At 60.3% G+C, this 14,773-nt stretch carries 11 protein-coding genes; 9 read left to right on the top strand and 2 right to left on the bottom strand.

All coding sequences use genetic code 11. From position 1 onward, the window contains the following. Positions 1-216: 216 nt before the first annotated feature. Entirely contained in the window at positions 217-1,293 is a 1,077-nt protein-coding gene (locus JW799_RS27740) for an MBL fold metallo-hydrolase (protein WP_240353434.1), read from the top strand. A gap of 1,013 nt (positions 1,294-2,306) precedes the next feature. On the opposite strand, the gene JW799_RS27735 is transcribed toward JW799_RS27740, so the two are convergent. Further along, entirely contained in the window at positions 2,307-2,849 is a 543-nt protein-coding gene (locus JW799_RS27735; RefSeq protein WP_080836896.1) for a phosphatidylglycerophosphatase A family protein, read from the bottom strand. A gap of 136 nt (positions 2,850-2,985) precedes the next feature. Here JW799_RS27735 and JW799_RS27730 point away from each other — a divergent pair, with 136 nt between their 5' ends. The 3 genes from JW799_RS27730 (at position 2,986) to JW799_RS27720 (ending at position 5,970) form a co-directional block, all read left to right on the top strand. After that, on the top strand, positions 2,986-4,218 hold the full coding sequence (locus JW799_RS27730) for a GerMN domain-containing protein (protein ID WP_080836897.1): 1,233 nt from the start codon (positions 2,986-2,988) through the stop codon (positions 4,216-4,218). 319 nt (positions 4,219-4,537) lie between these two features. Next, positions 4,538-5,284 carry a ribonuclease PH gene (rph, locus tag JW799_RS27725; protein ID WP_080836901.1) on the top strand — a complete coding sequence of 249 codons (747 nt, stop codon included), beginning with the start codon at positions 4,538-4,540 and terminating at the stop codon, positions 5,282-5,284. Further along, positions 5,281-5,970 (top strand): non-canonical purine NTP pyrophosphatase, encoded by a 690-nt coding sequence (locus JW799_RS27720; RefSeq protein WP_080836902.1) that lies wholly within the window; start codon positions 5,281-5,283, stop codon positions 5,968-5,970. The genes rph and JW799_RS27720 overlap by 4 nt, the downstream gene beginning before the upstream one ends. A 48-nt stretch (positions 5,971-6,018) precedes the next feature. On the opposite strand, the gene asnB is transcribed toward JW799_RS27720, so the two are convergent. Next, positions 6,019-7,872: an asparagine synthase (glutamine-hydrolyzing) gene (gene asnB, locus JW799_RS27715; protein ID WP_205432712.1), complete on the bottom strand. Its 1,854-nt coding sequence runs from the start codon at positions 7,870-7,872 to the stop codon at positions 6,019-6,021. Positions 7,873-8,032: 160 nt separating this feature from the next. Between asnB and JW799_RS29100 the strand changes: the two genes are divergently transcribed. The 5 genes from JW799_RS29100 to JW799_RS27690 all read left to right on the top strand — a co-directional run bounded on the left by JW799_RS29100 (position 8,033) and on the right by JW799_RS27690 (position 14,708). Next, positions 8,033-8,590, top strand: coding sequence for a hypothetical protein (locus JW799_RS29100; protein WP_240353433.1), 558 nt, complete (start codon positions 8,033-8,035; stop codon positions 8,588-8,590). A 186-nt stretch (positions 8,591-8,776) separates the two neighbouring features. After that, positions 8,777-11,134: a helix-turn-helix domain-containing protein gene (locus tag JW799_RS27705; RefSeq protein ID WP_205432711.1), complete on the top strand. Its 2,358-nt coding sequence runs from the start codon at positions 8,777-8,779 to the stop codon at positions 11,132-11,134. Between the two features lie 209 nt (positions 11,135-11,343). After that, complete coding sequence (locus tag JW799_RS27700; protein WP_338026376.1) at positions 11,344-12,264, top strand: ABC transporter permease; 921 nt, start codon at positions 11,344-11,346, stop codon at positions 12,262-12,264. Positions 12,265-12,300: 36 nt separating this feature from the next. Further along, positions 12,301-13,173: a carbohydrate ABC transporter permease gene (locus JW799_RS27695; RefSeq protein ID WP_205432710.1), complete on the top strand. Its 873-nt coding sequence runs from the start codon at positions 12,301-12,303 to the stop codon at positions 13,171-13,173. A gap of 32 nt (positions 13,174-13,205) precedes the next feature. Next, positions 13,206-14,708, top strand: a complete 1,503-nt coding sequence (locus tag JW799_RS27690) for an extracellular solute-binding protein (protein ID WP_205432709.1) — start codon at positions 13,206-13,208, stop codon at positions 14,706-14,708. The last annotated feature ends 65 nt before the right edge of the window (positions 14,709-14,773 follow it).

Raw genomic sequence — 14,773 nt, 5'->3', positions numbered from 1 at the left:
CTCGTAGGCTTCCTTCCCGGGGGCACGCGAGAATACTCCATCATATGAGGACATCTATCTATCGGTGATTGGCCACATCGGCGGAAAAGGGCTATACTTATCGTGCGGGTTTGTACGATTTTAAACGTTTTTTTGATGGTCGGGGCGCGCCCGAAGTCTCCGTCGCGAGCGAATGAGCATGTGCGAATAACGGGTAAAAAAAGCGGATGCGGACGAATGACGGCGTCGTCGTCCGGCTGCGTCGGAAGGGATGCTCGGATCTACGTTATGAATGCGGATATGACGACTGTATATGACGGCGGCTGGCTTCGGGTCAAAGTCCCGCTGCCGTTCTCCTTGAAATGGGTGAACGCCTATTTGCTTCCGGGGGACGGAGGCTGGACGCTGATCGATCCCGGTTTGCGCTGGCCGGATGCGGAAGCATGCTGGGAGCGGCTGCTCCCGGAGCTTCGCATCGGCTTCGGCGATATTGCGGCCGTCGTCCTGACCCACCACCATCCCGACCATTACGGGCTGGCCGGGTGGTTTCAGGAGAGGACGGGGGCTCCCGTTTATATTTCCGAGGCGGCTTTCCGGGCCGCGCAACGAATGTGGGGGAAGTCCGAGACGTTCTCGGACGAGCTGGTGGAGGCGTTCCTCGCGTTCGGCCTGCCGGACGAGCTTGTGCCGGGCATGCGGGAGCATTTGGGCGGCGTTCGGCGCCAGGTGGTACCGCATCCGGCGGATGTGCGGAAGATCGTTCCCGGCGAGAGGCTTCCCGTCGCGATGGCGGGAACCGAATGGCTGGCGATCGGCGGGGAAGGGCATGGGCCCGGGCACGTTTCCTTTTACGACGCCCGCGGCCGCAGGATGCTGTGCGGGGACCAGGTGCTGCCCGACATCACGCCGAACATCGGCTGGCTTCCCGGAGGCGATCCCGACCCGCTGCTATCGTTTTACGACAGCTTGCGGAAGTTGAGCGGCTACGACGTCGCGACGGCGTTTCCGGGCCATCGGGATCCGTTCTCCGATTTTGCCGGCCGGATCGAGAGCACGCTGCGCCATCACGACCGGAGGCTTTTGGAGATGCGCGGGCTGATTGCCGAAGCCGGGCCGCTCACCCCGTTCGAAGTATGCGAACGGATCTTCGGCGCCCGGCTGCGCGGCAACGCCCATAATTTGCGCTTCGGCCTCGCGGAAACAATCGCCCATCTCGTTCGGCTGGAGCGGGCGGGAGCGCTTTGCCGACAGGCGGCCGAGGGGCCGGAGGGCGCGAACGGCCGGCAAACGGTTCGCTTCGCGATCCGTCCGTGAACCCAAGGCGGGGGCAGCGGCTCCCCCATGACGGCGGCCGTCTACGGCTGCTTCGAGCGCCGATGGTCTCGAACGAAGGGGAGCCGGCCAATGCCTTCTCCCCCTCCGCGCGCCCGCTGCGGAACCAGTTGAGTCGTAGCGACTCATTTGGCCCCTCCGCGCTCGCACTGTGGAACCATCTGAGTCGTAGCGACTCATCTGGCCCCCTCCGCGCGCCCGCTGTGGAACCATCTGAGTCGTGGCGACTCATCTGGCCCCCTCCGCGGCGCCCGCTGTGGAACCAGTTGAGTCGTAGCGACTCATCTGGCCTCTCCGCGGCGCCTACTGTGGAACCAGTTGAGTCGTAGCGACTCATCTGGCCCCTCCGCGGCGCCTACTGTGGAACCAGTTGAGTCGTAGCGACTCATCTGGCCCCTCCGCGGCGCCTACTGTGGAACCAGTTGAGTCGTAGCGACTCATCTCGCCCCCTCCGCGCTCGCTGCGGAACCAGTTGAGTCGTAGCGACTCATCTGGCCTCTCCGCGGCGCCTACTGTGGAACCATCTGAGTCGTAGCGACTCATCTGGCCTCTCCGCGGCGCCTACTGTGGAACCATTTGAGTCGTAGTTACTCATCTGGCCCCTCCGCGCGCTCGCTGTGGAACCATTTGAGTCGTAGCGACTCATCTGGCCCCCTCCGCGCGCTCGCTGTGGAACCATTTGAGTCGTGGCGGACTCATCTGGCCCCCTCCGCGCGCCCACCGTCGAATCAGTTGAGTCGTAGTTGCTCATCTGGCCCCGCCGGACGCATCCAACCGTACTTGCACGAGTTGCTTTGACCCATCTCAACCTATCAATCGTTTATACAAAAGTCGTTCGCCCGGTCGTCAGCTTCCGGAGCCGCCGACACGCATGCGAAAGAAATAGCGCGCAAAAAAAACCGTCCCCCAGGCGGATGCCGGGAAACGGCTTTTTGCTTTATGCGCCGCAGACGGAGCCAGACCCCGCGGATCCGCGATGCCTGCTTGTCGTAAACTCAGTCCGACGAACCGAAATCCGCGGCGGCTTCGCGTTCCGCCTGCTTGCGGTGCGCGATCCGGCTGGAAGCGGCGGCGGCGATCGCTCCTACGATATCGTCCAAAAACGTATGAATTTCCTTGTCGGAGCGATCGTTCAGCTTTTTCAAAATGCCCGGCTTGAGCTTATCCACGTAGCCGAAATTCGTAAAGCCGATGCTCCCGTAGACGTTGACGATGCTGAGGGCGAGCACTTCGTCGCACCCGTACAGGCCTTCGTCGTTCCAGATCATGTTTTGCAAAGGCGGCAGGAGCTTTCCTTCCTCGGCCAGAATATCCAATTGAATGCCGGTCAAAATCGCGTTCTGCACCTCGCGTTTGGACAGAACCGCTTCCACGTTCGCTATGCATTCGTCCAGCGTCAATTCGGGGAAGTATTCCTTTTGAAGGAGCATGACCAGCTGGCCGATTTGTCCCTTGTTCACACCGCGTTTGATCAACCATTCCTCGGTAGCTTGCGCCACTTCTTTGCTGTTCAGGCGGTAGTTGTTCAATTCGGACATTGATGGCACCTCTTCTCGATCCGTTTTCGCAAAGCGGCAGGACAAACCTTTCATATCTTATTCCCAGGGCTCGTATACATAGTACTACAAACGGGGAAAAGGGTGTTAACGAATCCCCCGACTAGGAGGAATTTGGATGAAACGGAAAAAACGAAGAAGCCGTTACGCCAAGCTGCTTGCCGTAGCCGTGCTGATTCCTCTCGCGGCCTGCGGACTGGGCGATCTGGGTTCGCAAAGCTCGAACCCCATCGACCCGCCGCCGGCAGAGCTGGAACGGCAGATGATTCAGGCCGCAGAGGCCGGGCTGCAGGCCCCGACGGGAACGGGCGAGCCGGAAACGCCTGCCGTCGCCCAACCGGAAGGGGAACCCGGCGCGCAAACGGAAACGCCTGCCGATTCCCAAATCGGAGCGCAGGCGGCTTCCGGCAACGGAGCGCCATCCGGGTCCGGAACCTCGCATCCCGCAGCGGCGGAAGCGGCCGGCCAACAAGCGGACGAGCTTACCGTCTATCTGATGGATCGCAACGGTTATTTGGCGCCGATGACGTTAAGCCTTCCGCAAAACGGCGCGGACAAGCGCTCCCAGGAAGAAAAAGCGGCCGCCTGGCTCGTCGAAAAATCCGGTCAAGCCGAGCAGCTGCCGCAAGGATTCGCCCCGATTTTGCCCGAGGGCACGGTTTTCGAATCCATTAAAACCGACGAAGAAACGGGGACCGCAACCGTGAATTTCGCCCAGCCGTTTCCGAAGCTTGCCGCGGACCGCGAGCGAAAAACGGTCGAAGCTATCGTCTGGACGATGACGGAAATTCCCGGCATCCGTCAGGTCAAAATCGAAAGCGGCGGTCAGCCGCTCCGCCAGCTTCCGGCTTCCGGCCTTCCGCTGGCCGAGACCCTCACCCGGAGCTACGGGATCAATCTCGAGCGGACTCCCGGCATTCAGGCCAGCCGATCGATGGCCGTCACGCTTTACTTCTCCGCCCGATCGGAAGAGGGAGAAGGCTACTTCATTCCGGTTACTCGCCTGGTCGAACGCACCGCGGACAAAGGCCGGGCCGCCTTGGAGGAGCTGATCAAAGGGCCGGGCGACCGCGACCATCTGCTGCCCGTCGTAGCCCCGTCCGTTACCGTGGAGGAACTCGCGACGGCGTCCGACCGGATCGACGTTTCGCTTAAGGATGCGGGGTGGGAGCCCGAACAAACGGTATCTGCGGACATGATGCAGGCCGTCGTGCTTACGATTACGGAATCCGCGGGCTCGCGGAAAGTCCATATTTCCATCAACGGCGAGGAATCGCTGGTCGATTCCGCCAAGACGTCCTATTCGGAACCGGTCGGCCGCCCCGAGCGAATCAACGCGCTGACCCGCTAACGTACCGCCCGAAGCTTGGAAGAGCATCGAACGAAAAACGCCCTCGCGGAAAAGGGATTTCGGATTTCGAAAAGCCGTTTTCCGCCGCGCCGAACGGCTGCGCCTTTTCCGATTCAAGGAGGAGGCGCAGTCTGTCTTTTGCCCTCGAAACGCTCCGGCCGGGCGTTCGCCGCGGAACGCGGTTTCCCTAGATTGCCCGCCGGCCGGAAAGCCATACGTTTGAAGCCGCTTCCCGCGTTTGCCTTCCGGCGGTGTGCTTTTGACCGGGGACTTTGGTAAAATGGGAGAGATTTGACGAGAATCAGGAGGAATAACCGATATGCGATCCGACGGAAGGCAACCCCGCGAGCTGCGGCCGTTTGCCGTAACGCTACATCCGAATAAATTTGCCGAGGGCTCGGTGCTCATCGAGATGGGCGATACGAAGGTGCTCTGCACCGCCACGGTAGACGAGAAAGTGCCGCCCTTCATGAAAGGGCAGGGCAAGGGCTGGGTGACGGCCGAATATTCGATGCTGCCCCGCGCGACGCAAACGCGGAACCCGCGGGAAGCGAGCCGGGGGAAATTGACCGGCCGCACGATGGAAATCCAGCGATTGATCGGCCGGGCGCTGCGCTCCGTCGTTCGCCTTGACGCGCTCGGCGAACGAACGATTACGCTGGACTGCGACGTGCTGCAGGCGGACGGCGGAACCCGGACGACCTCGATTACGGGAGCGTTTATCGCGCTCGCTCTCGCCGTACATAAGCTATCCAAGACGGTTTCGTTTGCGACCTATCCGGTTTCCGACTATTTGGCTTCGATCAGCGTCGGACAGCTTCAAGGGCAGACGCTGCTGGACCTGAATTACGAAGAGGACTCCAAGGCCAAGGTGGACATGAACGTGGTCATGACCGGCAACGGTTCGTTCGTGGAGGTGCAGGGGACCGGCGAGGAGGCGCCTTTCTCGCGGGAGGAACTTGACGATTTGCTCGAAGCGGCCGAAGAAGGCATCCGGCAGCTGATCGCGATGCAGCGCGATTCGCTCGGCGAAGCGGGCGCGAGAATCGGGACGGTGCACCTATGATCGGCGCCGGCGGAACGGTCATCGTCGCGACCCGCAACCGGGGCAAGACGCGGGAGTTTCGCGCCGCCTTTGCGCAGCTGGGGCTCGAGACGAAAGATTTGAACGAGCTCGAGCAGGACATTCCGGAGATCGAGGAGACGGGCGCGACCTTTTACGATAACGCGCTGATCAAGGCCCAAGCCGTCGCGAAAGCGACCGGACTGCCGGCGCTGGCCGACGACTCGGGTCTTTGCGTCGACGCGCTCCAAGGCGCGCCGGGCGTTTACTCGGCGCGCTACGCGGGGGAAGGCGCCGGCGACGCCGACAACAACGCGAAGCTGCTGCGGGAACTGGCGGCGGCCGTCGGCGAACGCTCGGCGGATTCCGCCGTTATCGCCGCGGAGGCCGGCGCGTCATTGCCGGAAGGGGCGAGGCTGCTAAGTCCGGCGCGCTTCGTCAGCTCGCTCGTGCTGGCATATCCGGACGGCCGGGTTCGGGCGGCGGCGGAAGGCGAGGTCCGCGGGTTTATCGTCGACCGGCCGGCGGGCGCCGGAGGATTCGGCTACGATCCGCTTTTCTGGCTGCCGGAGCTGGGCAAGACGATGGCCGAAGTGACCGTCGAGGAAAAAAACGCGCTGAGCCACCGCGGCCACGCCCTGCGCAAGCTTCTCGGGCAGCTGCAGCCGGACTCGGGCCGGAACGGGTAAACCGGGACGGCCGCCGCCATGGCCATTTCCGGCTTTTCGCGCGCGTTTTTACACGATCGACACGTTGTATTTCCGCAGCCAGAAATCGAATTGCAGCAAATAGGCGAACAGCTGCGGCGCCGACATCAGCTGGCCGAACCACGGCAGATGGGAGCGCGCGTCGGCCGTCCGGACCAGGCCGCGGATATGCTCCGCGTCGATGAGCGGCAGCAGCGGCGACGACGGGTCGTTCAGCCGCTCCGTCAGGAGCGAGCGAACCGCTTCGAGGTAGGCCGGGTTGTGGGTTTTCGGATAGGGGCTTTTTTTCCGGTACAGCACGTCGTCCGGCAGCACGCCTTCCAGCGCCCGGCGCAAAATGCCTTTTTCGCGCTGTCCCGCCATTTTGAGTTCCCATGGGATGTTGAACACGTATTCGACGAGCCGATGGTCGCAGAAGGGAACCCGCACCTCGAGGCCGGCGGCCATGCTCATCCGGTCTTTGCGGTCGAGCAGCGTCGGCATGAAGCGGGTGATGTTCAAGTACGACATGACGCGCATCCTTGCCGCCGCTTCGTCTTCTCCCTGCAGCTTCGGCACTTCGCCCAGCGCCTGGGCGTACCGGTCCGCGATGTAGTCGAGCGGACGTATGTGCGCTTTAAGCTCGGGCGACAGGACGCTTTCCCGAAGCCCGGCCGACAGCGACCACGGGAAGGTCGAGGCGGTCAGCGCTTCCTGCCGGTGGAACCACGGATAGCCGCCGAACACCTCGTCGGCCGCTTCGCCGGAAATGGCGACGGTGGCGTCCTTTTTGATTTCCCGGCAAAACAAATACAGCGACGCGTCGATGTCCGCCATGCCGGGCACGTCTTTCGCGAGGACGGCCGCTTCCAGCGCTTCGACGAGTTCGGGCGTGTCGAACTGGACGTAATGGTGGTTCGTGCCGAGAAACTCGTTCATTCTCTTGATCCAGGGAGCGTCCGAATTCGGCTGGAAGTCGTGGGCGGTAAAATGCTTGTCGTTATCCACGTAGTCGATCGAGTACGTATGGACCTGGCCTTGCTCCGTTTCCCCGTAATAGCGGACGGCCAGCGCCGTCAGGGCGCTCGAATCGAGTCCGCCCGAGAGCAGGGTGCAGACGGGCACGTCGGAGACGAGCTGCCGCCGCACCGTATCGTCGAGCAGTTCGCCGACCCGCTCGGCCGTCGCCCGCTCGTCTTCCTCATGCGGCCGGCTGGATAGCCGCCAATACGCGGCTATTTTCATGCCGTCGCGGTCGTACGTCAGGCAATGTCCCGGCTTCAGCTCGGACATGCCGCGCCAGACGCCGACTCCCGGCGTGCGCGCCGGGCCGAGGGCGAACAGCTCGGCAAGCCCCTCGCCGTCCACTTCGGCCGGCACGTCCGGATGCGCCAAAATCGCTTTCGGCTCCGATCCGAACAGCAGCCTGCCTTCTTCCCGCCGATAAAAAAGCGGCTTGACGCCAAGCCGGTCCCTCGCCATAAACAGCTTTTCCTCGTCGGTCCGCCAAATCGCGAACGCGAAAATGCCGTTCAATTTGTCCACGCAGGCCGGCCCCCACTCGACGTAGGAGAGCAGCAGCACTTCCGTATCGCAAGTCGTGCGAAAGGAATGTCCCCGCAGCTCGAGTTCCTTTCTCAGCTCCGGCGCATTGTACAGCTCTCCGTTATAGACGATGACGCAGTCGTGATCGTCCGCCGTTCGGGTCGGGCGAATCATCGGCTGGGCGCCGTTCAGCGGGTCCATGACGCTCAGCCGCCGATGGCCGAACGCGCAGCTTCGCGATAGCCATGTGCCGGACGCGTCGGGTCCGCGCAGCTGCAGCGTCTCCGTCATTTTTTCCACGATGTTCGCTTGTTTCGTCAAATCGACCTTCCAATCGATCCAACCGGTAATTCCGCACATAAACATTCATCCTCCCCGTTTCGTCCATCCGGGCACGGACGGTAAAGCTCTAGTCAAACATCCCGATTACACTGTATTCCGCGGGGGCCCGTTTTGACTCTGGACAAGCATGAAAGCCGACGCGTTGGTTACCATAGGGAAGTGAAAGGAGGCTGTCGCGTTGGCAATCGAGCAAAACGACGAAACAATCGGCAAGGAAACGGGCGGTGCAACCGGAGCTGTCGAAAACGCGGACCCGCCCGCGGACGCAAACCGGAAAACGTATTACGTGGCGGTCGGAGCCGGTCAGGTGCTGGAGGATAAAGAAGCCGCCGCTTTCGAATTCGAGATCCGGGCAAGCGACGAGGAAGTGAACGAGCTGCAGGAACTGTTCGGCGAGCTGTCGAGCGCGGACGAGGCGGCGGCGTTTCATTTTCCGTCGGCGCTCAGCGTAAGCGACGAACGCCGAAACGAATTCTACGATTCGCAGCTGCAAAATATTTACGGTTTGCTGCATCGTCTCGGCACGGAGGAAACGAAGCGGCATATCGAGTCGATGGGCATTTTGGAAACGCGACATGAAACGGGAGGAGGAAGCTTCGTGGGAGACAAGTACAAGAAAAACAAAGGCAATCAATATGCCAAGCGCGGGGAAGAATTCGCCGAGCAAACGATTCGCGGCACGAACGACGCTCCGCATCCGGCGCAAAACGCGCCGGCCACGCCGCATAACCGGTAAAAGACAAGAGCAGGCGGGACAAAGACGAAGCGGGCCGCGAGGGCTTCGCTTCTTTTCGTTTTTCCCGATTTGGTTAATCCCTGCATATAGACGGAAACGGCGTTCGTATGCGATTCTAAACAAACGGGCGTACAGGTTAAATTCGGCATACGTCCGGCATCGTTCTACCGGGGGAGGATTCGGAGCATGCGGACTTACTTGATCGGGCTGCTGCGGTTCAGCTTTATGATCGGAGCGATTCCCGTCATCGTCATCGGATTGTTTTCCTATTACATAGCTTCGTCCGATATCGAAAACAAGGTGAAGGACAGCAACATGCAGTTGCTGCTGCAGACGCAAATGCGCGTCGAACAAATGGTCAAAACGCTGCAAACCGGAGCGCTGCAATTTTCCCAAACTTCGCTCGTCAAACAGGCGCTGGACGAAACCTGGACGCCCCGCGACTTCGTCAAGGTTCGGGAAATGGCAAAGGGACTGAGCAATTTGCAGACGTCGGTCATGGTGCACCAGGCGTATTTCGTCAACCTGGAGCGGGAGTGGCTGGTCGGCTACAACCAGTTCAAGCCGCTGGACGAATATGAGGACCGGAAGGCGATCGAGTCGTTCGCCGCGCATCCGAACAGCCTCTTCTTTGCGTCGGGCGAATCGATCGGAGAGACGGGCGCGAGCTTCGAAACCGGAGAATTCCCCGAAACGGCCGGCCGGCCGGAAACGAATTCGGAAACGCTTGCGATGGTGCAAAAAATACCGCTCATTTCGAACGCCCCGCCAAGAGGGCTGCTCGTTGTCCAATTGCTCAAAAAAGACGTCGAAAGCCTGCTTGCCGACACCGATACGCTCGGCCTGCATTATATGATCGACGGCGAAGGCAACGATTTATTGCAAACGTTTCCAATTACGGAGCCGAAAAAGGAGATGCTGGCGGAAACCTATCGCGCCATCCATCGCGATATTTGGTCCCGCATTCGCGACGGGCAGATGGCCGAAGGAACGTTCGACGCCCGTCTCGGGGGCGATCCCGTCATCGTCACGTACCGGTCCTCGCCCGGCGGGGATTGGGCTTACGTTTCCGTTTCTTCCGTGTCCGAAATGACGAAGCAGACGAAGGCGATCGCGCTGCTGACGATCGGAGTTTGCCTGCTGATTTTCGCGCTCGTATTCGGACTCGCGTTTTACGGAAGCCGGCGAATGTACATGCCGATTCAGAAGCTGCTGGACCTGACCCGCCAACTCGGAGCGGAGCCGGAGGCGCCGGGGGAATCCCGGCGCCAAAACGAAATGCTCCGCATCGAGGACAGCATTCGTTCCCTGTGGACGACGAAAAGCGAGCTTCAGCGCCAGGTCCACAGTCAATTCGGCCATTTGAAGGAGCTGCTCGTCCTGAAGCTGTTTACGGGGCAAATCAAGGCGCAGCATTTCCTTGCCCAGTCGAAGACGTTCGCGTTTCCGGAGGCGTGGAACCGGCTTTTCGTCATGACGGTGCAAATCGATACGCTGCAAAATACGCACTACGGGGAACATGACCGGGAGCTTCTGCTGTTCGCCGTAAGCAACATCGTTTCGGAAATGATTCCCTCCTCCGAAAGGTTCGATCCGGTGCTGCTCGACCAGTCGCAGTCGACGCTGCTCGCCGACCGCTCCGATTCGCCGCAGGAGGGCAAGGAGCGGGCGTACCGGACCGCGGAATCGGTGCAAAAGCAGGTCGAGCATTATTTGAAGCTTACCGTCAGCATCGGCATCAGCCGTCCGTTCGCCGATCTGGCGGACACGGTCAAAGCTTACGGCGAAAGCCTGGCCGCGCTGAAAGGAAGGATGAGCCTCGGCAACGGCATTATCGCCGGGTTCGACGACAGCGGCAAGCGAAGCAGGGAAGAAACCGCGGTTTATTCGCACTTGAAGGTGATGGAGGAACGGATCGTCCATTATTTGAAAGCCGGAGACGCGGAAAAACGCGACGAGGCGTTCGACGAATATTTGGCCGCCGTTTTCGAAAAGGAAGTGTTTTTCAAAGAGCATGTGCTGCTCCTGCTCCAGCTGGTCGGAAAAATCGTCCAGCTCGTTCAGGAACAAGGCATCGCCGCCGGAAATTGGCTGAACGGCGAGCAAATCGCGCGAAAGCTGCTCACGCTCGGCACCCGTGCCGAGGTCGTGCTGTGGTTCCGGGAGCGATTGTTCGGGCCCGTGTCGGAAATGCTGAGCCAGCAAGCCGAATCCCAATACCAGAGCATCGCAAGCCTTATGCTGAAGTTCGTGCACGAAGGCTACGACAGCGAAATTTCGCTGGAATCGTGCGCGGCGCTTTTGAGCTATCATCCGGTCTATTTGAGCCGCGTGTTCAAAAAAGAAGTCGGCGTCACGTTCAGCGAGTATTTGACGGAATACCGGATGAACAAGGCGAAGGACATGCTGGAAAACACGAAAATGAAAATCGCCGAAATCGGGGAAAAGCTGCAGTACAAAAACACGAGCGCGTTCATTCGCACGTTCAGCAAGACGACGGGAACGACGCCGGGCAAATACCGGGAAAGCCGGCAGCAGCTTTAAGGTTCGGAATTCGGAGCTTCGAGGTTCAAAGCGGCATATCGGGCGGTTAAAAGCTGCGCATCCCTCTTTGTATTCGCTTACAACAACGCCCCGGCGCCAAGAGGTTAAGAGCGGAGGATTTATTGGCATCCGGCTCCGGGCGATAATCGGGACAGACAAGACGAAGGGAGGGAACGACCGTGGCCGGTCAAGCGGGAACGGCTGCCGCCATCCGGAAGGAGAGCGCGGGGAAGCTGTTCAAGGACGTCGTCCGGGACAAATGGCTCTACATCATGCTGCTGCCGGGAGTGCTGTACTTCCTGATTTTCAAGTACGTTCCGATGTACGGTCTCGTCATGGCGTTTCAGGATTTCAGGCCCGGGCTCGGGTTTACGAACAGCCCGTGGGTCGGCTTGAAGCATTTCGAGCGTCTGTTCGGAGAGCCGCAATTTTGGCGGCTGTTCCGCAACACGCTGCTGCTTGCGATTTACAATCTCGTCTTTTTCTTTCCCGCTCCGATTTTGCTTGCGCTCATGCTGAACGAGGTCCGCCGGGAAAAATTCAAGCGCTTCGTGCAAACGCTCGTTTACATTCCGCACTTCGTTTCATGGGTCGTCGTCGTCGGCATCTGCTACATCCTGTTTACGACGGAAAACGGGGTCGTCAACGAGCTTCTGTACCGGCTTACCGGCGAAAAAATCCCGTTTCTGCTAAGTCCGGAGTGGTTCCGCACCGTCATCGTTTCGCAGCAAATCTGGAAGGAAGTCGGCTGGGGCACGATCATTTTTCTGGCGGCGCTGACCGGAGTCGACATGCAGCTGTACGAAGCGGCCCGGATCGACGGCGCGAGCCGGCTGCGCCAAATCTGGCACGTGACGCTGCCGGCCATCCGCAGCACGATCGTCATCCTGCTCATTCTGCGGCTGGGCAACTTTCTGGACACGGGCTTCGAGCAAATTTTCCTGATGCTGACCGCGACCAACCGCGAAGTCGGCGAAGTGTTCGACACGTTCGTCTATACGAAGGGCCTGACGCAGGGCCAGTACAGCTACAGCGCCGCCGTCGGGATGTTCAAATCCGTCGTGGCTCTCGCGCTCGTCCTGGGCGCCAACTGGACCGCCAAAAAGTTCGGCCAGGAAGGCGTATATTAAGCCGCGTGTCGCGGCCGAAAGGAGGCATTCGCCGTTATGCGGGACCGGACGCCGGGGGGGCGCCTGTTCGACGCCGTCAACTATGCGATTTTGTCCGCCGTCGCTTGCGTTTGCATTCTGCCGTTTATTTACGTATTGGCCGTCTCGTTCACGAGTCCCGAGGAAGTGGCCCGCGGGGGGCTGATCCTGTTTCCCCGGGAATGGTCGCTTGCCGCCTACGAATATATTTTCTCGACCGGCACCTTGACGAACAGCCTGCTGATCACCGTCTACGTGACCGTCGTCGGCACGCTCATCAACCTGATTTTTACGACGACGATGGCGTATCCCTTGTCGAGAACGAGGCTTCGCGGCCGGCAGGGCGTCCTGCTGGGCGTGCTCATTACGATGCTGTTCAGCGGCGGCATGATCCCGACTTATTTCGTTGTCAGCGGGCTCGGCCTGACGAATACGTTATGGTCGCTTATGATCCCGAGCGCCATCAGCGCGTTCAATCTGATCGTGCTCAAAAACTTTTTTCAGCAAATTCCGTCCGAGGTGGAGGATTCGGCGAAAATCGACGGCTGCAACGATGTCGAGGTGTTTTTCCGCATCGCTCTTCCGCTGTCCGGGCCGGCGATCGCGACGTTCGCGCTGTTTTATTCCGTCGATCACTGGAACACGTTTTTCAACGCGGTCCTGTACTTGAACGACAGCTCGAAGTGGACGATTCAGGTATACCTGCGCGAAATCGTCATTTTGGCGCAAAGCAATATCGGCGATTCGTCCCGGCTAGAGGAGATGAACATCCAGCCGCTGACGATCCGGATGGCGGTCGTCGTCTTCGCGACGCTGCCGATTATGCTCGTTTATCCTTTTTTGCAGAAGCATTTCGTCAAAGGCGTTATGCTCGGTTCGGTCAAAGGCTGACCGGCCTACAATTCGAATAGGGGGATTGCGAAATGACAGCAAAACGTTGGTGGATGGGCGTGAGCGCGGCCGTGCTCGCCGCGGGAGTGCTCGCGGGCTGCGCCCGAAGCGAAACCGGGGGGGCCGGAGAGGCGGAAGACGGCGGCCCGCTGGCGGTCAGCATGGCGCTTACGCAGGTCGGGGAAATTCCGGCCAAGGACAACGCCGTCGAAAAGCTGCTCGAGGAGTATACCGAAACGGAGCTCGACATCCAGTGGATCCCGCAGTCCGCCTACGACGAGAAAGTCAGCGTCATGATGGCGTCCAAGGAAATGCCGAAAATCATCAAGCTGAACTACGTGCCGCTCGTCATCAACGCGATCCGGTCGGGGGATTTTTGGGAGATCGGCCCGTACTTGCCGGAGTATCCGAATTTGTCCGCGCAGGACGAGCAGCATTACAAAAACATCTCGGTAGAAGGAAAAATTTACGGCGTGCCGCTGTTTCGCGACATGGGCAGGGCTACCTTCAACTACCGGAAGGATTGGCTGGACAAGCTCGGGCTCGACATTCCGACCAATCCGGACGAGTGGTACGAGGCGCAGAAGGCGTTCGTCACCGGCGATCCGGACGGCAACGGCAAGGACGACACGTACGGTTGGATGCTAGACAAACAGTACAACACGGGCATTTCCGCGCTGCTCACAAGGCTTGCGGTCGCGAACGGCAGCGTCAACAAGTGGGGGATCGTCGACGGCAAGATGACGCCGGATTTTACGCAGCCGGAGTTTTTCGAGGTGCTGAGCATGTTCCGCCGCATGTACGAGGAGAAGCTGATCAATCAGGATTTCGCCGTTCTGGACGGGTCCGAGGTCGGCCTGAAGTTCGATGCGGGAACGGCAGGCTTCGGCAATTCCGTCGCCGGAGCTTTGAAAAGCCAGCATGAGCGGCTGACGAAAGCGGATCCGGACGCCGTCGTCGACAACTCGGGCTTTATCGGCCCGGACGGCATTCGCCTGGCGGGCGAGCCGGGGCATAACGGCTTCCTGGCGATACCGAAGTCGTCGGTCAAGACGGAAGACGAGCTGAAACGGATTTTGGCCTTCCTTGACGATATGATGAACGAGGACGCGGCGAATTTGCTCGTCCGCGGAATCAAGGACGTGCACTACGCCGACACGGACGACGGAAAGACGGAAATAACCGATTTCGACGCGTTCCAGCTGGAGGTCAAGCCGTACCGCGACAACCTGCTGTACGTGGAAGGGTATAACACGAAGCCGCTCAAAGATACGCCGCAGGGCGAAAAAGGGACGAGAATGGCCAAAGAGAACCTGCAGTACGCGGTGCCGAACGAGGCGCTGACGCTGACGTCGGCGATGTACTCGGAGCGGGGCAACGAGCTGGAGACGATGATCGGCGACGCCATGACCAAGTACATCATGGGCGAGATCGACGAAGCCGGCTGGCAGAAGGAAATCGAGAACTGGCGCAAAGCGGGCGGCGACGAGGTCATCCGGGAGTTCCAGGAATCCTACGACAGCATCCATAAGTGACGGAGAGCGGGCGAGCCGACCGGCGCCGGGAAAAGACGCCCGGCGCCGCACCGGCACGCGTTCGC

Source organism: Cohnella algarum (assembly GCF_016937515.1).
In the GTDB taxonomy this organism is placed as follows: Bacteria; Bacillota; Bacilli; order Paenibacillales; family Paenibacillaceae; genus Cohnella; species Cohnella algarum.
This window is presented reverse-complemented; position numbering and strand designations above follow the sequence as displayed.

Coding starts and splice junctions, on each gene's coding strand:
- JW799_RS27705 (WP_205432711.1), top strand. CDS start 8,777: ATGCGGACTTACTTGATCGGGCTGCTGCGGTTCAGCTTTATGATCGGA.
- JW799_RS27735 (WP_080836896.1), bottom strand. CDS start 2,849: ATGTCCGAATTGAACAACTACCGCCTGAACAGCAAAGAAGTGGCGCAA.
- JW799_RS27730 (WP_080836897.1), top strand. CDS start 2,986: ATGAAACGGAAAAAACGAAGAAGCCGTTACGCCAAGCTGCTTGCCGTA.
- JW799_RS27695 (WP_205432710.1), top strand. CDS start 12,301: ATGCGGGACCGGACGCCGGGGGGGCGCCTGTTCGACGCCGTCAACTAT.
- JW799_RS27720 (WP_080836902.1), top strand. CDS start 5,281: ATGATCGGCGCCGGCGGAACGGTCATCGTCGCGACCCGCAACCGGGGC.
- JW799_RS27690 (WP_205432709.1), top strand. CDS start 13,206: ATGACAGCAAAACGTTGGTGGATGGGCGTGAGCGCGGCCGTGCTCGCC.
- rph (WP_080836901.1), top strand. CDS start 4,538: ATGCGATCCGACGGAAGGCAACCCCGCGAGCTGCGGCCGTTTGCCGTA.
- asnB (WP_205432712.1), bottom strand. CDS start 7,872: ATGTGCGGAATTACCGGTTGGATCGATTGGAAGGTCGATTTGACGAAA.
- JW799_RS27740 (WP_240353434.1), top strand. CDS start 217: ATGACGGCGTCGTCGTCCGGCTGCGTCGGAAGGGATGCTCGGATCTAC.